Genomic DNA, 17780 nt, shown 5'->3' with positions numbered 1-17780 from the left:
GGTCAGCCCTCGTAGACGAAGGGGGAGTCGAAGTTGGCTAGTCGCGGCGCGACCAGGTCCTTTTCCGACAGCGTAGGTTCCACACCGAGATCAGGCCAGTCGATGCCGAGATCGGGGTCGTTCCACAGGATTGCGCCCTCATGTTCCTTCGAATAGGGGCCGCTCACCTTGTAGAGCACTTCGGTATCCGGAGTCAGCGTCATGAAGCAATGCGCGAAGCCCGCGGGCACGAGCAGCTGGTTCCACTTCTCCGCCGACAGCTCGGCCCCGACCCATTTGCCGTAGCTCGGCGAGCCCTTCCGGATATCGACCGCGACGTCGTAGATCGATCCGCGCAGCACCCGGACCAGCTTGTCCTGCGCCACCGGCGGCACCTGGAAGTGCAGCCCGCGCACCGTCCCGACCTGCGCCGAGAAGCTCTGATTGTCCTGGATCCAGTCGATATCCACACCCTCCGCCGCGAAGGCCGAAAGCTTGAACACCTCCGAGAACCACCCGCGATGATCGCCATATTTGGGCGGCACGACCTCGATCACGTCGGGGATGGCGAGGCGGTTGAACTGAGTCATGCGAGGCTCGCGACGCGCTTCTTGAGGTAGTCGGCATAGCCGGTCTTGCCGAGGCTGGCGGCGCGGCGAAGCACGGCGTCGCCGTCGAGCCAGCCGAGCTCCATCGCGATCTCCTCCGGACAGGCGATCTTGATGCCGGTGCGGTGCTCGATCGTGCGGACGAAGGCCCCGGCCTCGTGCAGGCTCTCGTGCGTCCCCGTGTCGAGCCAGGCATAGCCGCGGCCGAGCCGGGTGATGTGAAGGTCGCCGCGCTCCATATAAGTGCGGTTGACGTCGGTGATCTCGAGCTCGCCGCGCGCCGAGGGCTGGATCGACCTGGCGATGTCGACGACATCCTTGTCGTAGAAATAGAGGCCGGTGATCGCCCAGTTCGATTGGGGATTGGCCGGCTTCTCCTCGACGCTGGTCGCGCGGCCGGTCTCGGGGTCGAACGAGACCACGCCGTAGCGCTCGGGATCGTCGACATGATAGGCGAAGACATTGGCCCCGCCGCGCGCGGCCTCGTCGGCGGCGACGCGGCATTTCTCGCCCATCTTGTCGCCGTGATAGATGTTGTCGCCGAGGATCAGCGCGCTTGGCCCGCCGTTCACGAAGTCGGCGCCGATCACGAACGCCTCGGCGAGACCGTTGGGCTGAGGCTGGACGGCGTAGCTGAAGCTCACCCCGAACGCCGATCCGTCGCCCAGCAGCGCCTCGAACATCGGCAGGTCGCGCGGGGTGGAGATGATCAGGATCTCACGGATGCCGGCGAGCATCAGCACCGACAGCGGATAATAGATCATCGGCTTGTCGAACACCGGCAGCAGCTGCTTGGAGATCGCCAGCGTCGCGGGATAGAGGCGCGTGCCGCTGCCCCCCGCCAGAATAATGCCCTTCATATTCCGGCCGATTCCCCGCCTTGGTCTGAGACGGCCGCCGCCCTAGTCGATGGCGGCGGGCGAGACAACGCTTACGACAGCCAGTAGCGGATGATCGCGGCGACCAGCCCCAGAACGGCGACGCTCGCAGCCCAGATACCGACGAGCCACGCCAGCCGCTTCCACAACGGGCCGGGAGCGTCCTCGGCTCTCAATGATAGCCCTCCGCGCCGACCTTGCCGCGGAACACCCAATAGGACCAGGCGGTGTAGGCGAGGATGATCGGGATCAGCAGCCCCGCGCCGATCAGCATGAAGCCCTGGCTCGCGGCGGGCGCGGCGGCGTCCATGATCGTCACGCTGCGCGGGATGACATAGGGCCACATGCTGATGCCGAGCCCGACGAACCCCATCAGGAACAGGCCGAGCGCGAGGAAGAACGGCCGCGTCTCGCGCTTCTTCTTGAGCGAGCGGTAGAAGGCGAAGGCAGTGATCGCGGTGAGCAGCGGCACCTGTGCGGTCGCCAGCACATTCGGAAATTCGAGCCAGCGCTGCCAATAGCCGTGCGACAGGAACAGCGTCGCGACGCTGACCGCACCGATCGCGGCGAGCGTCGCGAGACCGAACCAGCCGGCGAGGCGATAGGCATGTTCCTGCCCGCGCCCATCGGTCTTCCAAATCAGCCAGGTCGCGCCGAGCAGCGCATAGCCCGCCGCCACGCTGAGCCCGGTGAGCAAGGTGAACGGCGTCAGCCAGTCGAGCCAGCCGCCGGCATAGGCGCGGTCGGCAACCGCGATCCCCTGCAGCAGCGCGCCGAGGATGACGCCCTGGCTCAGCGCCGCGACGAACGAGCCTGCGGTGAAGGCCAAGTCCCACCAGCGGCGGTGGCCCGGATCGCGCCAGCGGAACTCGAAGGCGACGCCGCGGAAGACGAGCGCGAGCAGCATCGCGATGATCGGCGGGTAGAGTGCCGGCAGGATGACGGCATAGGCCAGCGGAAACGCAGCCATCAGCCCGCCGCCGCCGAGCACCAGCCAGGTCTCGTTGCCGTCCCATACCGGTGCGATCGAGTTCATTGCCTTGTCGCGCTCCTCCCCCACCTCGAAGGCGGGAAAGAGGATGCCGATGCCGAGATCGAACCCGTCCATCACGACATAGGCGAACACGGCGAAGGCGATCAGGAACGCCCAGATCATCGCCAGCGTCGGATCAGCGGCCATCGGGCAGTTCCCCCTTCTGCGCGGGTCCCGGCGTGATCCCGGCGGCGCGGATCGGCGCATCGTCGGTGATCTCGGGCTCGTGCGGCTGCGCACCCTTCTGCATCAGCTTGAGGATGTACCAGGTGCCGAAGCCGAACACCGCGAAATAGACCAGAACGAATGCCACCAGCGATGCGCCGACCGCCGGCGCCGCCAATGGCGAGGCGCTGTCGACGGTGCGCAGCAGATTGTAGACGGTGAAGGGCTGGCGCCCGACCTCGGTCGTCACCCAGCCGGCGATCACCGCGACGAAGCCCGAGGGCCCCATCAGGATCGCCACGCGATGCAGCAGCGGCCATTCGTAGAGCTTGCCGCGCCAGCGCGCGATGAGGCTCCACAGGCCGAGCCCGAGCATCAGCAGGCCGATGCCGACCATGATGCGGAACGACCAGAAGACGATCCAGACTGGCGGCTCGTCCGTGTCCGGGATCGTGTCGAGCCCGGCGAGCGGCGCGTTGGGATCGTGCTTGAGGATCAGCGAGCCGAGCTTGGGGATCTCGACCGCATAGTCGACTCGCTTCTCCTTGGCATTGGGCAGGCCGAGCAGGATCAGCGGAGCACCCTCGGGATGGCTGTGATAATGGCCTTCCATCGCCATCACCTTCTGCGGCTGATGCTCGAGGGTGTTGAGGCCGTGCTGGTCGCCGACGAAGATCTGCACCGGCGCGACCAGGGCGGCCATCCACATCGCCATGCTGAACATCTTCCGCGCATGCGGATCGGCCTTGTCCTTGAGCAGGTGCCAGGCGCCGACCGCGCCGACCACCAGCGCGGTGGTGAGATAGGCGGCGGTCACGGTGTGGATCAGGCGGTAAGGGAAGCTCGGGTTGAACACGATGTCCCACCACGGCGCGGCGGGGACGAACTGCCCCGCCTCGTTGATCGCGTAACCGACCGGCGTCTGCATCCAGCTGTTCACCGACAGAATCCAGAACGCCGAGATGAAGGTGCCGACCGCGACCATGCAGGTGGCGGCGAAGTGCAGCTTGCGCCCGACCTTGTTCATCCCGAACAGCATCACGCCGAGGAAGCCGGCTTCGAGGAAGAAGGCGGTGAGCACCTCATAGGCCATCAGCGGGCCGATCACCGGCCCCGCCTTGTCCGAGAACACCGCCCAGTTGGTGCCGAACTGGTAGGACATGACGATGCCCGAGACGACGCCCATCGCGAAGGCGATGGCGAAGATCTTGATCCAGAATTTGAACAGGTCGAGGTAGAGCTGCTTGCCGGTGCGCAGCCACAGCCCCTCGAGCACCATCAGATAGCTGGCCAGCCCGATCGAGAAGGCCGGGAAGATGAAATGGAAGCTGACCGTGAACGCGAACTGGATTCGCGCCAGGATGATCGGGTCGAATGCGTCGAACACGTTGCCCTCCGCGGCGGGCTAGTGCGCCTTTCGCAATCGTTGGGCAAGTGCACGCGACGCAATCGCGGGTGCAGGCAATTCCCGGAAGCTCAGCGGCCCTGCGGGGGCTCGGCGCCCGGGGGCGGGCCGCCGGGCATGCCGCCGCCCATCTGCTGCTGTTGCTGCATCATCTGCATGAACTGCGCCTGCGGCATGAACTCGAACAGCTCGACCTCGAACACCAGCAGCGAGTTGGCGGGGAGCACTTCGCGGCCCTGCTGGTCCTTGCGCGGCTCGGCGCCATAGCCGAGCTCGGGCTTGATCCAGATGCGGTACTTGCCGCCCTTTTTCATCAGCTTGAGCGCTTCGGTGAAGCCGGGGATCATCCCCGCGACGGGGAGCGGGGTCGGCTGCTGGCTGGCGTCGAACTGCGTGCCGTCGCGCAGCGTGCCCTTGTACATCACCAGCGCGACGTCGCCCTCCGTCGGGCTGGCGCCGGTGCCTTCCTTGAGCACTTCATACTGCAGGCCCGAGGCGGTCTCGATCACGTTCGCCTGCGACTTGTTCGCGGCCAGGAACTTGTCGTTGGGCAGCGAATCGCGCACCGCCTGAGTCGAGGTGCCGACCCATGCCAGCGCTACCGCGGCGGCGATCGCCACGACGATGCCGACCCAGATCCACACGAGATAGCTGCGCTTGGTCGGCGCGATCGGCACGGCGGTGACGGACGACATGGCTCAGCTATCCCGGGTTGCCGCGCGGAGGTCGCGGCGGAAAGTCACAAGAGTCACGCTCCCACGCGCACGCGGGAGCGATCCGAACGGCCTTAACGGGCGCCGTCGCGCTCCATGCGCTTGCGCTCGAGCTTGCGCGCGCGGCGGACTGCGGCGGCGCGCTCGCGGGCGCGCTTCTCGCTGGGCTTCTCGTAGTGACGGCGCAGCTTCATCTCGCGATAGACGCCCTCACGCTGCAGCTTCTTCTTGAGCGCGCGCAGCGCCTGGTCGACGTTATTGTCGCGAACGATGATTTGCATAAGGCCGTCTCAACTCCGAATCATATTCAATAGAAAAGGGTTCGCCGAAGCACCTGCCCCGGGCGTCAGGATGCGGCCCCTAGCAGGGAGAGGCTGGAATGACAAGGGCGCGACTCCGGCGGCAGCGGGCGCCGACTCCTTCTATCGCCTTGTCTTTTGCGGCCGACTGGAGATGATCGGCGCATCATTCGCGGGACCGGCTTCGCATTTTCGGCTGACGGCGCGATTCGAACGAGGTAAGATACTGAAATGAAGCGCGTATCCAAGAGTGCCGCGGGACGCCTGACGGCGATGACCGCAATCCTCGCCTTGCTCTCGGCCTGTGGCGGGGGCGGCAGCTCGGGCAGCATCGGCGGCGGAGGCGGCGGGGGGACCGGCGCCGCCCCGACGCCGACCCCCTCGGGCACCTGCGCATTGCGTGCGCGCCAGGACTGGGTCGCGGCGCAGATGAACGAATGGTATCTGTTCCCCGAGACGCTGCCCGCGAACCTCAACCCCGCCTCCTATTCGACGGTCGAGGCCTATCTCGACGCGCTGACCGCGGGCGCGCGGGCGCAGAACAAGGATCGCTTCTTCACCTACCTCACCTCGATCGCCGAGGAGAACGCCTATTATAATTCGGGCTCGAGCGCCGGGTTCGGCTTCCGCCTCGCGCTCGACGGCTCGAACCGGCTGGTCATCACCGAATCGTTCGAGGGCGCGCCGGCGCTCAATGCCGGGGTCGATCGCGGCGCGGAGATCGTGTCGATCGGCACCACCACGTCGAACCTGCGCACCGTCAGCTCGATCCTGTCGAGCGAGGGAACCGCGGGCCTCAACAACGCGCTCGGCACGCCGGCGGTGGGGCTCACTCGCGTGTTCCAGGTGCGCGACGCCGCGGGCACGCGCAACGTGACGCTGGCGATGGCCGACTTCACGCTGACCCCGGTGTCGGCGCGCTACGGCGCCAAGGTGATCGACGATGCCGGGCGCAAGGTCGGCTACATCAACCTGCGCACCTTCATCAACACGGCGGAGACGCCGCTGCGCAACGCCTTCGCCAACTTCAAGGCGCAGGGCATCACCGACGTGATCATCGACGTGCGCTACAATGGCGGCGGGCTGATCTCGATCGCGGATCTGGTCAACAACCTGCTCGGCGCCGACCGCACGACCTCGACCGTCGCCAACTACGTTACCTTCCGCCCGTCCAAGGCGTCGAACAACGAGACGGTCTATTTCGCGCCGCAGCCGCAATCGATCGCGCCGACGCGCATCGCCTTCATCGGCACCGGCGGCTCCGCCTCGGCGAGCGAGCTGGTGATGAACACCTTCATCCCCTATCTCGGCAACCGCGCGGCGCTGGTCGGGACCAACACCTATGGCAAGCCGGTCGGCCAGATCGCGATCGACCGCGCGGCGTGCGACGACCGGCTGCGCGTGATCGCGTTCGCGCTCGAGAACAGCGCGCACCAGGGCGCCTATTATAACGGCCTCGCCGCGTTCATGGGCGCGACCTGCCAGGCGAACGACGATATCAGCCGTCAGCTCGGTGACCCGCAGGAGCAGTCGACGCGCCGCGCGCTCGACTTCCTGGCGGGCCGCAGCTGCACGCCGATCAGTGCTTCGGCCGCGGCGGGCAGCCCCGGCCTCAGCCCGCAAGCCGCCGGCGCGCAGCTCGGGAAGCCGATGGAGCTGGTTTCGCCCGACCGGCCGACCACGCCGCAGCGCGAGGTGCCGGGGCTGTACTGACGCTACCCGGCGGCTAAGCTTCGCCGCGATGGGGAGAGCAACGCATGCATGACGCGAGCGGCGCTGCCGACACGAGGCAGCGCCTCAAATCGATCCTGGGCGGGTCGGCCGGCAATCTGGTCGAATGGTACGACTGGTACGCCTATGCCGCCTTCACCCTTTATTTCGCGCCGCACTTCTTTCCCAAGGGCGATCAGACCACCCAGTTGCTGAACACCGCCGCGGTGTTCGCGGTCGGTTTCCTGATGCGGCCGATCGGCGGGTGGCTGATGGGAGTCTATGCCGACCGCTACGGGCGCAAGGCGGGGCTGACGCTGTCGGTGTCGCTGATGTGCGCGGGGTCGCTGCTGATCGCGGTGACGCCGGGATACGAGACGATCGGCTGGGTGGCGCCGGCGCTGCTGGTGTTCGCGCGGCTGATGCAGGGGCTGTCGATCGGCGGCGAATATGGCGCGAGCGCGACCTATCTCTCCGAGATGGCGGGCAAGAAGCGCCGCGGCTTCTTCTCGAGCTTCCAATATGTCACCCTGATCTCGGGCCAACTGATCGCATTGAGCGTGCTGCTGGTGCTGCAGGCGGCGATGAGCGAGACGGCGCTGGAAAGCTGGGGCTGGCGCATCCCGTTCTTCATCGGCGGCGCGCTGGCGGTGATCGTGTTCTGGCTTCGGCGCGGGCTCGCCGAGACCGAGAGCTTTCACAACGCCAAGGCGGAGGGCCGCAGGACCGGGGCACTGGCGCTGCTCAGAGAGCATCCCGGCGAGTTCCTGCTGGTGATGGCGCTCACCGCCGGGGGCACGCTCGCCTTCTACGCTTATTCGATCTACCTGCAGAAGTTCCTGGTCAACACCTCGGGCTTCGACCGCGAAACCGCGTCGGAAATCAACGCCGCGGCGCTGTTCGTGTTCATGTGCATCCAGCCGCTGGCGGGCGCCCTCTCCGACCGGGTCGGACGCAAGCCGCTGATGGTCGGATTCGGGGTTCTCGGCGTGCTGTGCACCTACCCGATCTTCACCGCGCTGGAGCAGGTGACCAGCGCCTGGGCGGCGTTCGCGCTGATGCTCGGCGCGCTGGTGATCGTCACCGGCTACACCTCGATCAACGCGGTGGTGAAGGCGGAGTTGTTCCCCGCGCATATCCGCACGCTCGGCGTCGCCCTGCCCTATGCGCTGGCCAACGCGATCTTCGGCGGGACCGCGGAATATGTCGCGCTATGGTTCAAGGACCGCGGCTGGGAGCGGGGCTTCTACTGGTATGTGACCGCGATGATCGGCGTGTCGCTGGTCGTGTACCTGCGCATGCGCGACACGCGCACGCACAGCCGTATCCTGGAGGACTGACGATTCCCCTGCCCGCCGATCCGCGCTAAGACCCCCGGATGACTCCCGTGCTCAACGTCCATAGCTCGATCCTCGGCCAGCCCTGGCGCTGGCGCGGGCTGGCGGCGGATGCGCGCGATCCCGGATTCGCGCCCGACGATCTGGTGACGCAGTTGCTGCTCACCCGCGGCTGCGCGCGCGAGGAGCTGGAAGCGCACCGCGCGCCCAGCATCCGCGCCTTCATGCCGGACCCGTCGATCTTCCGCGACATGGACAAGGCCGCCGAGCGGCTCGCCGACGCCGTGCAGCGCGGCGAGGCGGTGACGGTGTTCGGCGATTACGACGTCGACGGGGCGACCTCGGCGGCGTTGCTGATCCGGTTGCTGCGCGACCTCGGCCTCGCCCCCCGCGCCTACATTCCGGACCGGCTGATGGAGGGCTATGGCCCCTCGGGCGAGGCGCTGGTTCGGCTCAAGCGCGAGGGCGCCGACCTCATCGTCACGGTCGATTGCGGCGCGATGGCGTTCGACGCGCTGGCCGAGGCGAGCGCGGCGGGCGCCGAGGTGATCGTGGTCGATCATCACAAATGCGCATCCGAGCTCCCTCTTGCGCTCGCGCTGGTGAACCCCAACCGGCTCGACGAGGACGAGGGGCGGCTGCACGGGCATCTGGCGGCGGTGGGGGTCGCGTGGCTGCTCGGCGCGGCGCTGGTGCGCGTGCTCCGCGGGCGCGGATTTTTCGCGAACCGGGCCGAGCCCAAGCTGCTCGATTTGCTCGATATAGTCGCGCTGGGCACGGTGGCCGATGTCGCCGCGCTCAAGGGGCTCAACCGCGCCTTCGTGGCGCAAGGCCTCAAGGTGATGGCGCAGCGGCGCAATGTCGGGATGAATGCGCTGATCGAGGCGTCGCGCCTCACCCGCGCGCCGACCTGCACCGATCTCGGTTTCGCGCTGGGGCCGCGGATCAATGCCGGCGGGCGCGTCGGCAAGTCGGACCTGGGCGTGCGGCTGCTGACCACCGAGGACCCGGACGAGGCGCGAGTGATCGCGGAAGAGCTGAACCGGCTCAACGAGGAGCGGCGCGCGATCGAGGGCGAAGTGCAGCAATCGGCCGAGGCGATGCCCGCCGAGGGCGCGGTGGCGGTGGTCGCGGCCCGCGGCTGGCATCCGGGGGTCATCGGCATCGTCGCGGGGCGCCTCAAGGAAAAGCTCGGCCGGCCGGCGATCGTCATCGCGATCGGCGAGGACGGGATCGGCAAAGGCTCGGGCCGCTCGATCGCCGGAGTCGATCTGGGCGCGGCGATCCTCGCGGCCAAGGAAGCCGGGCTGCTGATCGCCGGCGGGGGGCATGCGATGGCGGCCGGCGTGACCGTGGCCGAGGGACAAATCGCCGAGTTCACCGCCTTCCTCGAGGCGAAGCTCGCCGAGACTGTCGCGCGCGCGTCGGGCGAGCGGGCGCTGCTGCTCGACGCGGTGCTTGCCCCGGGCGGGGTCAATCCCGAGCTGGTCAATGCGATGGAGGCCGGCGGCCCCTATGGCATGGGCTGGCCGGCGCCGCGTGTCGCCGCGGGACCGGTGCGGATGATCAAGTGCGACATCGTCGGCAACGGCCATGTCCGCGCGATCGTCGCGGGTGAGGACGGGCGCAGCATCAAATGCGTGGCGTTCCGCTCGGCCGATACGCCGCTCGGCCTCGCCCTGCTCGGCGCGCCGCGCGACCGGCGGCTGTGGATCGCAGGCCGCGCGAAGATTGACGACTGGGGCGCCCGGCCCGCGGCCGAGATCCATGTCGAGGATGCCGCCTGGGCGGATTGAGGCTCGGGAACGCGGAGCGGCCGCCCGGCGGCTGTCGCCGCCGTCACCAGCGGCCGAAATCATGCCCCGCATGATTTCGAGTCCGCTGGTGACCCCTACGGAAGCTGTGAACCTAAGGTAAGTAGCTGATATGACGACATAATGAATCTAGTGGTGAGTCTGGTACCATCAAACATACCATCAATTCGCCGGCCCTTGTGCGGTCGAATGGGACGAGCACCTGCCGCCGCTGATAAGCAGGAGGAGGAGTACGAAGTGTGGAAGATTGTCCACCGGCAAGATCTGGGCCGGATGCGGACTTGTCCGCCAACGGCGTGGTAGCCTTATGAAGCTGTCATTCGTTTGCTGACCCAATCCCGGCCAAGATTGAATACGTTTTGGCGCATACGGTCCGGCGCATTTGAGATGCAGCTTTACGGGACGGCAGGCCATAAACCCTACGCAGCAATCTCGGCCGCAACCGATGAGAAATACGACGGATAGGCCGCCAGTGCCGGAAGCATTGCCTCATGCCGACAGGCTGTGCGCACCCCGTCTCGGTCACGCACATTGTTCCACAAAAACGACAGGAAGTTCGCCACCACGCGGTCGGCAAAACCCGACTCCATGAAGGCGATAGCAGCTGGATCGCTGTGCCCGTATTTGATTTGCTTCTGGAGCCTGGAGAAGCCGTTGAAAAGGGTTTCGTCCACCGGCTCGGCGAGGTCGGAGAGAGAGGCGGTGATCATCGCCAAGTCATAGGCAAAGGCCCCCTCGCAGAGGGCGACAGCGTCCTCGACGGTTGCATGATCGCCGCTGACCCGGATGCCCAGCGCCGCCATCTTCGCATGGATATGGTAGAAGGGGCGGCCTGCGACCCAATCCGCCAGTGCCTCGGGTAAAAAGCCATCGTCGGACAACGATCGGATGGAGGGGGCCGAGTTCCAGGATATGATCTTCTCGCCCGCCACTTGCAGTAACTGGTCTGCCTCGATCGCCGCGCGAAGCTCCGCCGCATTCTCGGCAAGCCAAGCCTGTAGCTCGGCGATGATCGCTGGCGGCAGCGGCGACTTCCGGATCACCGCTCGCTGGTCGCCGTCCGTATTCGCGGCGATAGCGTCAGCGATCATTTTGAAGACATCGACAAGGGCAGGGCGAACCTCCTCGGGTGCCAGGTGATAGGCCAGCGTGTGCGAGGCGAGGTCTGAAACCCGATCCTGACCTTCCTCTTCCAGAAATGTCATATTCGCGACGAGAAAAGCCGCGATGGCCTGGATCGCCCGTGCCCGGCGTTCGATAAATTTCCGAAATTCAGTCGCGCTTATGAGCGGTTGTATGTTGAGCGCTTCCTGCACCACCGCCTCGATCCGGGCCTGGTCCGCGAAAGCCAGGTCGAGCCATTGGGGTTGAATTGGCTGGACCACCGGCGGCGCGTCTTTCTGCCGCTGCTCGTAATCGTCGAACAGGTTGAGGATGCTGCTTCTCGTCGGTTCTGACTTGGAGGCGTCCAGCAGCTCCTTCGCCTCGTTCCAGCGCCACCGGTTTCTATAGTCGTTGCGCTGATCGAATATCGACGGGGTTGCAAAGATCACACTTCCCTCGGTGTGCATTCCGGCGCGGCCCGCGCGACCCATCAGGTTTTGGAAGTCGCGCACCATGATGCTCTCCGCACTTTGGCGTGTGGAGGTGACGATCAGGTACTTCAGAGGGAAATTGACGCCCTGCGCAAGCGTGGAGGTGCAGACCACAAATTTGGCCAGACCCACCTTCATGGCATGCTCGATCGATAGCCGAAGGCCTTGGGGCGTATCCGCGTGATGGGCGAATATCCCGAGGACCGCCGCTTTTGTCGCCACAGCATCGGGTCCAAGATGTGCTTCGGACAGACGTCTGAGTTTCTCGACTTCCGCCGCGTCCGACACATCTACGGGCTTCGGCAAATTTGCCCCGCGATCAAAAATGTCGACGGCCCGCCGACAGACGGTCGTCACGCTATCCTTCTTGCCGCAGAAGACCGCGACGCTGCCGTTGCCGACAACATAGAGCCCGAGAAATAAGCCGACTTCGCCGCCCTTCGTTTTGGCAGGAAACCGTTGAACATTCCGTTCGCGCCCGCGAAGGTTCAGGGGAAAGTCGTCAATGATGCGAGGAACCCAGAATTCGCCTTCTTCGGGGTCAGCCGGGCTTACATATTCAAGGCGTCCTCTGGCATCCTGCCAGCTCGCGAATGCTATGCTTTTCGACGTGGGGAGCAGGCCTGCGCCATCGATGACGGCTTCCGGATCTCCAACCAGCCATTCCGCAACCGTGTTGGCATTCCCGATCACGGCTGAAATCAAAATGACCTGCGTCGCCTCGGGCAGGGTCAATTTCAGGGACGTAAGGAGAAGCTCATACGTCGGCCCGCGCGTGAGACCATCAAATTGATGGCCTTCGTCGTAGATGACGAGGCCGATGCGATCGACCAGCTCCGGCGCGCGTCGCAGCATGTAAAGCAGCTTCTCCGGCGTCACGATCAGGACCGTATTCACCGCAAGAATTTGCTCTAGCTGGATATCGAATTGAAAAGAGTCCGAAGCCTCGTCCAGACGGATGGGTTCTCCGGCAAATGCCGTCACCAGATCGCCTCTGATGTCGTGACAGAGCGAGCGATAGGGGGCGACGATCACGGCCAACGACGCCCGTTGCGACAAAAAGGCCGAGCGGATGATCAATTCTGTTGCACGGGTTTTACCCGCGCTCGTCGGCATTTGAATGACGGCGGAGCGGCCTTGCAGCAGGCCAGCGGATGCTATTCGTTGTTGAGCAGGCCACAGTTCGATCGGGAAATGAGATTTTCCGAGCGCGGGTTGCCACGCGGCGGCATCGAGACCCGACGCTTCAGGAAGGATCGTGCGTGACGCGTTTCGGAGCTTGGTTGCACAAGCTGCGGCTGCCAAATCCGCGTAGAGCAGCTCGCGGGGCGAGCCGTTTTGATAAGCGACTTCCCGGAGCGCGTCGCAGGCGGCAGACACCTCTGGTACGCCTGATGCGAAGGTCATGAAACCGTTCATGCCGGCGAGGACGGCATTCACCCGATCGGAGCCCGCGTCGATCGGCGAAAAGTCGTTGAGCAAAATCTTGTAGACCAGGCGAGCCAACCCGGCGGCAAAGTCCGGCGGTGGTGCATCCATCTTTTTGACGATGACAGTCGCGTTACCGACGCTGTTGTTGAGATAATAGGCGCTTGCGCAAAGCAGCGAGAATTCGACCGAAATGGTCTCGTCGAGCCTGGCGTTGAGGTAGGCGTCGAAGAAGGTTGAAGCGAAGCGAAGACCTTCTGATACGGAAAGCTCTTCGCCGTCCCAGCTCACCGGCTCGACATCCGGATTGAACCCTTCCAGGCCGTCGGCTTCGCGAAATTGATCTGCGGTGACGGCGGCCACGTCACCGAGGATGCCAACTGCCAGATCGAATAGCGTCGAGGGGTCCCGGTATAGCTCAATGAAATCCTCGGGGGCGACGCGGAACTCGTGCATTTTCGCCCGCGCCCGCGTGGTGGAAAGCACCCTGGTCGCAGTTGCTCTAGGCTTCATTGGCCGCCCTTTCGTAAAGGGCTTGGACAAGCTGCATCAAAGAGGGTCCCTTGATGACGAGCAGCCGCAGGTTTGCCGCGTTTTTGTGCCCGGTCGTGTCGGTTTCCTCCAGCTTCGTGGTGGCGAGGACATCGATGTCCAATACAGCGGCTGCCCCGTTGATCCGACGGAAAGGACGCTCGGTTTCGTTCTGGAACCGCTGGACCGCTTCAACCTGCGCGGTCTCCCCGCGCACCAGAAGACGCTGCTTCATCGCATTCAGCGTCATGGCTTCACGAAGGTGGTCCTTCATCGAGTCCGTGACCGCGTCTTGAAGCCGGTTGCTTTTTGTCGCTGACAGCCCGGACTTTGACTCGAAGATGTAAAGCTCGTCGTTCGCGTTTTCGGCTTGGTTATTCACAAATTTGAAGCCGACGATGTCACAGCCCTTGGTCGAGTCCTGTCGGTTCCAGCGATCCTGATACCGAAGCTCCCGAGGGCACCAGTATCCCAATATGAACTCGATGAAATCGGCGACCAGTATCTCGCCAAAGTCACCTGACCGAAGGCTCGGGCCGGGTGCCACCTTCGCATCGGGGAACAGTATCGTATTGAGAAACTCGGCCTTGCTCTTGCCCGTGCCGTCCACCAATGCCGGAAGATCGGCGTCAGCGCAGTAATGATGACGGAAATGTGCTGCCCACGCCGAGAGGACGGCTTGGTCGTCAACGGGATCGAGTTCCCAGATTTGGATTTCTTGCCCGCATGCCGTCTGACGACGTTCACCGGTGTCCTTGATCCAACCTATGTGCGGCGGCGCAGCCACTTCCTTCAAACCTCAAAATTACATGCCATGTCATGACCAGATATTATATAGCGGCTCCGTGGCTGACCACGAGGGAATAGATCGCATACGGCCACAAAAATTGCGTCGGAGTTTCAAGACCATGTCCGGATTTTCTCACGTTGGCTGACGCGTTTCGATCGCGCGCAGCGTCGATACGGATGCGCGGCCTAGTTCGCTGTCATCCCGCCACACCTCGATCAGAGCCTTGTCGGTCGAGCGCCCAACATGCTCCAGGCAGTGGAAGGCGAACTGCCGATGGCGCTTGGCGAGGTCGCGTCCGGCCTCGTGCTTGAAAATCGACTGGGGTGCGTAATCCGGGCCGATGACGGCCAATGCAAGCGAGCGCAGTCCGTCGGCGCATTTGCCCAGAAAATCGACACTGGCGTCGCCACCGAGATATCTCGACTCTTTGACCAGGCGAAAAACGACATCCATTGCGGCGCCATCGTCTGCCAACCGGAATTCAGCCCAAAGGGCGTCGATCTGCGCTTGGCCGGGCATGACCGGCATATTCAGGGCATAGAGCAGCGATCGAGACCCGTGCCAGGCGCGGAGCGCGGCACTGGCCGCGTCATCCTCAATTTGCTGCAATGGGGCCTGTAGGCGGGCGAGCTGTCCGATCGCTTCGCAAAAGACCGCGACGGCAGACTGGGTTGAGACAGTCTCCGTCATCGGCGCAAAACTGAACGGATGCAGGAAGGGAATTGCCAGCTCCGACGACGCACGGCCCAAGTCACGAATGGCAAATTCGAGGGTCATGGAATCTGCGCCAGGGTCAGCGATAGCGCGGATCAGAATGGCGGTTTTCGTCTCCGGCGAGATCTTCTCGAAAAACGCCTCGCAGAACTTGTCCTCTGCCGGATGATCGTAGGTCGAGCTATAAGCCGATCGGGCGCGATCGGCGACTTCCTTCGTCGGTTCCTGTGCGGCGATGTCCTCTAGTTCTTCGACGATAGACTCAACGGACAGTCCAAGCTCCAACTCGCCAACCGCGGCGATGGCATCGACCAAGATTGTGTTCATCCAGGCATTTTCCGAGAGATAGCCCACCAGAACGTCGTAGATCGCCGACCTCTGGTCATCCGGGGCGGAGCGGCCTCCGAAATGGATGATATCGAGAAGTTGTAGTCTCAAATGATAGATGCCCAGCTTCCAGACATGCGGGATCAACTCCACCATCCTCGACGGCAGCGCGATATGCCGGTCAAGGCTCGCCCGGTGCATCGAGAGCAGCAAAAAGATTTGCCCCGGTGTGAGGAACTCGAAGGTGTCCAGCTCCGCATTCAGATCGATACTGGTGACGGGGTGCCCGCCGCCGATCCGGCTGTTCGTGATGTTATCGAGGAGCGACCGCAGGAGCGCGCCACCCTTCGGATGAAACATCACGCCATACACAGCCCCAAAGACCATTCCCGGCATGTTCCGTTTGAGGTCCGGGTTTTCCGCGCGAAGGCGGCGCGCCTCCGCCCATAGATGCTCGTCCACATCAGCGATCATGGACATCACCGCATCATAGAGCCCGGCGTTGACCGCCGTTGAAAGCGCATGTGCCGCCATCAATTCGGGCTCAGTTAAATCGAATGTCTCGGGAAGCGTGAACTCGGCGCGATGCGGCGTTTCCTGCCCGTCCAGGGGAAGCGTGAAAATCGACAGGCTGTAGGCAGCCTTGATCTTATCGATAACGTCCCGGCAGCGCTCCTGAATAAGTCTGCGGGCGACGCAGCCGCAGCGACCATAAAGGGCCGCGTCGATCATCGTCGATGCGATCCTATTGTCGAGCAGAAGGGCTGTTTCGCTCGAAAGGCTTGCTCCGCCCAGAATAAATTCCCGCAGTTCCGCATTTATGGGGCGCTCGGCCAATCGCACCAAATCTGCCGCATCCTCTGCGTGCCGGATGAGATGATCCGCCGCGAAATAATCGGCGATCAGGTCATGGCGAAACCTGACAAGGCCGCCGCTCGTGATCAGGATGGAAGAGCGTTCGGCTTCCTCGGCCAATGCCTTTCCCGATATGGTGACGCCCGATGTTCGATCCAGCAGGCGTGCGGCGACATGCGCTGGCAGTTGAGTTGTATATTCAGCCCGCATGTCATGTGCCATGCGGGCAAGGCCAGCATGCAGCTCCGTCCGGTGCCGGCTATCGGGCAGCCGACCGAGAGTGAAGGCATTATAAAGTTGAAATCGTCCATCGACCTTGCCGCCCTTTGCAAGGGTTTCTGCCAGTACGGTCGCGTCTTGAGCGCTGCTGACGACTTCCAAAATCGAGGCTTCGGTTTCTGTCAGAGGCCGACCGATGTGGGCCTCGGTGATCAGCCGTCGCCGAACGTCAGTGGGTTGGACAAGTTCGAACACGACCCCTTGCAGGCTCGCTGGCAGGTCGGGAAGTTGCTGACCCGTCATGAAGAGTCCAACCCCGTACCGCAGCGACGCAGTCTGCAAAGCGGCCAGCAAAGCCGGTCGTCGACCGGCGGGGCACTCGTTGAGCGCATCGACGCAGATCAACACGCGTGATCCGGCTCTCGCCGCCGAACGCATCAGCTTGAGAAACGGGACGGTAGTAGACCGCGCGACGGCTTGTTGCAGCAACAACAGTAATGATTTGTCGAAATCGCGGGCAGCAATCGGAATTGGAATGACGCCACTGCGCGCGGCTTCAACAATTAGCCTGGCATTAAGGTGGCTTTTCCCAACACCGGACGGGCCAACCAGATGCACATGGTTGCCCTGTTCAACGAGCGGCAAGAGGGGCGGCAGCGGACAAATTTGCTCATCCAGACGGATTTCCGCCTCGACATGCGGGCCGATGTTGAGCGTTGCGAGTTGAAGGCAGTTCGAAAGATATTCGCCGACGGCCTTCCGGTCATCGGCAGTGGCAAGCAGGCCCTCGGCAGTCAGCCTCAATCGATCGGCAATGTCAGCCCATGTCTCTAGCGGAAGTCGAACGCTGGCAGCAGACCTTAGGTGGGAGGCCAGTGCGTCAAAGCCCCCAATCCCAAGTTTGTGATTGGAAGCGGGCAAGGACGAATCCGCCGGAGCCTCGGGGAAAATGCACAGGAATCCCGATACGGCGGCGCGCGTGTCTCCGACAAAATCAGGCAACTTCCGCAAGAGGTCGGACACGGCAAATCTGTTATTCAGCGCCTGGGAGTAGGGATAGCCGACCGGTCGCCGTATCCCACCGTCTACAAGATGCCACTCGCCATTCTCGGAGCCTTCGACAGCAGCTCGAAAGCCTTTTACTTCGACCACCACGCACCGGCGTTCGGTGCAGATGACGAAATCAACCTGACGGTTGTCGGTGCCGACTTCGAAATTCGCGAAGATGACAGCGTTTTCGCCGTTAGATTCAAGATGGCGTCGCAGACGCCGCAGAAAATCGCGTTCTGTGCGGTTATCGATCGCTGCGCCATAAAAGACGCGAATATGTGCCGTCGCGCGGGTTTTTGTCATAAGAATATGACTAGCATTTTGGCCCAA

The 17780-nt window shown here is 63.8% G+C and carries 13 protein-coding genes; 3 read left to right on the top strand and 10 right to left on the bottom strand.

Annotation, left to right across the window (positions count from 1 at the left end):
* Positions 1-2: 2 nt before the first annotated feature.
* The 7 genes from rfbC to rpsU form a co-directional block, all read right to left on the bottom strand.
* A complete protein-coding gene (gene rfbC, locus ABDV68_RS01300) occupies positions 3-569 on the bottom strand; it encodes a dTDP-4-dehydrorhamnose 3,5-epimerase (protein WP_343517834.1) in 567 nt (188 codons plus the stop codon).
* Positions 566-1447 carry a glucose-1-phosphate thymidylyltransferase RfbA gene (gene rfbA, locus ABDV68_RS01295; RefSeq protein ID WP_343517833.1) on the bottom strand — a complete coding sequence of 294 codons (882 nt, stop codon included), beginning with the start codon at positions 1445-1447 and terminating at the stop codon, positions 566-568. Before rfbA ends, rfbC begins: the two co-directional genes overlap by 4 nt.
* A 71-nt stretch (positions 1448-1518) precedes the next feature.
* A complete protein-coding gene (locus ABDV68_RS01290; RefSeq protein WP_343517832.1) occupies positions 1519-1641 on the bottom strand; it encodes a DUF2474 domain-containing protein in 123 nt (40 codons plus the stop codon).
* A complete protein-coding gene (gene cydB / locus ABDV68_RS01285; RefSeq protein WP_343517831.1) occupies positions 1638-2645 on the bottom strand; it encodes a cytochrome d ubiquinol oxidase subunit II in 1008 nt (335 codons plus the stop codon). The genes ABDV68_RS01290 and cydB overlap by 4 nt, the downstream gene beginning before the upstream one ends.
* A complete protein-coding gene (locus ABDV68_RS01280; protein WP_343517830.1) occupies positions 2635-4050 on the bottom strand; it encodes a cytochrome ubiquinol oxidase subunit I in 1416 nt (471 codons plus the stop codon). Before ABDV68_RS01280 ends, cydB begins: the two co-directional genes overlap by 11 nt.
* A gap of 89 nt (positions 4051-4139) precedes the next feature.
* Positions 4140-4763, bottom strand: coding sequence for an FKBP-type peptidyl-prolyl cis-trans isomerase (locus ABDV68_RS01275; RefSeq protein ID WP_343517829.1), 624 nt, complete (start codon positions 4761-4763; stop codon positions 4140-4142).
* A gap of 92 nt (positions 4764-4855) precedes the next feature.
* The gene (gene rpsU, locus ABDV68_RS01270; protein WP_010162663.1) at positions 4856-5062 is read right to left on the bottom strand and encodes a 30S ribosomal protein S21; all 207 of its coding nucleotides are present in this window, start codon (positions 5060-5062) and stop codon (positions 4856-4858) included.
* A 249-nt stretch (positions 5063-5311) separates the two neighbouring features.
* On the opposite strand from rpsU, the gene ABDV68_RS01265 reads away from it, so the two are divergent.
* From ABDV68_RS01265 to recJ, 3 genes are read left to right on the top strand one after another with little or no spacing between them, the layout of a single operon-like run.
* Positions 5312-6793 (top strand): S41 family peptidase, encoded by a 1482-nt coding sequence (locus ABDV68_RS01265; RefSeq protein WP_343517828.1) that lies wholly within the window; start codon positions 5312-5314, stop codon positions 6791-6793.
* 44 nt (positions 6794-6837) lie between these two features.
* Positions 6838-8130 (top strand): MFS transporter, encoded by a 1293-nt coding sequence (locus ABDV68_RS01260; protein WP_343517827.1) that lies wholly within the window; start codon positions 6838-6840, stop codon positions 8128-8130.
* A gap of 38 nt (positions 8131-8168) precedes the next feature.
* Positions 8169-9923 carry a single-stranded-DNA-specific exonuclease RecJ gene (gene recJ / locus ABDV68_RS01255; protein WP_343517826.1) on the top strand — a complete coding sequence of 585 codons (1755 nt, stop codon included), beginning with the start codon at positions 8169-8171 and terminating at the stop codon, positions 9921-9923.
* Positions 9924-10360: 437 nt separating this feature from the next.
* Here the strand turns inward: recJ and ABDV68_RS01250 are convergent, their stop codons facing one another.
* The 3 genes from ABDV68_RS01250 to ABDV68_RS01240 form a co-directional block, all read right to left on the bottom strand.
* Positions 10361-13420, bottom strand: coding sequence for a DEAD/DEAH box helicase (locus tag ABDV68_RS01250; RefSeq protein WP_343517825.1), 3060 nt, complete (start codon positions 13418-13420; stop codon positions 10361-10363).
* A gap of 46 nt (positions 13421-13466) precedes the next feature.
* Positions 13467-14282, bottom strand: a complete 816-nt coding sequence (locus ABDV68_RS01245) for a Hachiman antiphage defense system protein HamA (RefSeq protein ID WP_343517879.1) — start codon at positions 14280-14282, stop codon at positions 13467-13469.
* Positions 14283-14417: 135 nt separating this feature from the next.
* A complete protein-coding gene (locus tag ABDV68_RS01240) occupies positions 14418-17753 on the bottom strand; it encodes an NERD domain-containing protein (protein WP_343517824.1) in 3336 nt (1111 codons plus the stop codon).
* Positions 17754-17780 lie beyond the last annotated feature (27 nt).

The sequence above is a fragment of the Sphingomonas sp. genome (assembly GCF_039595165.1).
In the GTDB taxonomy this organism is placed as follows: Bacteria; Pseudomonadota; Alphaproteobacteria; order Sphingomonadales; family Sphingomonadaceae; genus Sphingomonas.
Note: the sequence above shows the minus strand (reverse complement) of the source record. Positions and strands in the feature narration are given on the sequence as shown.

What these genes read in the sequence shown, in the direction of transcription:
- rfbC (WP_343517834.1), bottom strand. Translation starts at nt 569, where the DNA reads ATGACTCAGTTCAACCGCCTCGCCATCCCCGACGTGATCGAGGTCGTG.
- ABDV68_RS01250 (WP_343517825.1), bottom strand. Translation starts at nt 13,420, where the DNA reads ATGCACGAGTTCCGCGTCGCCCCCGAGGATTTCATTGAGCTATACCGG.
- cydB (WP_343517831.1), bottom strand. Translation starts at nt 2,645, where the DNA reads ATGGCCGCTGATCCGACGCTGGCGATGATCTGGGCGTTCCTGATCGCC.
- rfbA (WP_343517833.1), bottom strand. Translation starts at nt 1,447, where the DNA reads ATGAAGGGCATTATTCTGGCGGGGGGCAGCGGCACGCGCCTCTATCCC.
- ABDV68_RS01265 (WP_343517828.1), top strand. Translation starts at nt 5,312, where the DNA reads ATGAAGCGCGTATCCAAGAGTGCCGCGGGACGCCTGACGGCGATGACC.
- ABDV68_RS01240 (WP_343517824.1), bottom strand. Translation starts at nt 17,753, where the DNA reads ATGACAAAAACCCGCGCGACGGCACATATTCGCGTCTTTTATGGCGCA.
- ABDV68_RS01275 (WP_343517829.1), bottom strand. Translation starts at nt 4,763, where the DNA reads ATGTCGTCCGTCACCGCCGTGCCGATCGCGCCGACCAAGCGCAGCTAT.
- rpsU (WP_010162663.1), bottom strand. Translation starts at nt 5,062, where the DNA reads ATGCAAATCATCGTTCGCGACAATAACGTCGACCAGGCGCTGCGCGCG.
- recJ (WP_343517826.1), top strand. Translation starts at nt 8,169, where the DNA reads ATGACTCCCGTGCTCAACGTCCATAGCTCGATCCTCGGCCAGCCCTGG.
- ABDV68_RS01260 (WP_343517827.1), top strand. Translation starts at nt 6,838, where the DNA reads ATGCATGACGCGAGCGGCGCTGCCGACACGAGGCAGCGCCTCAAATCG.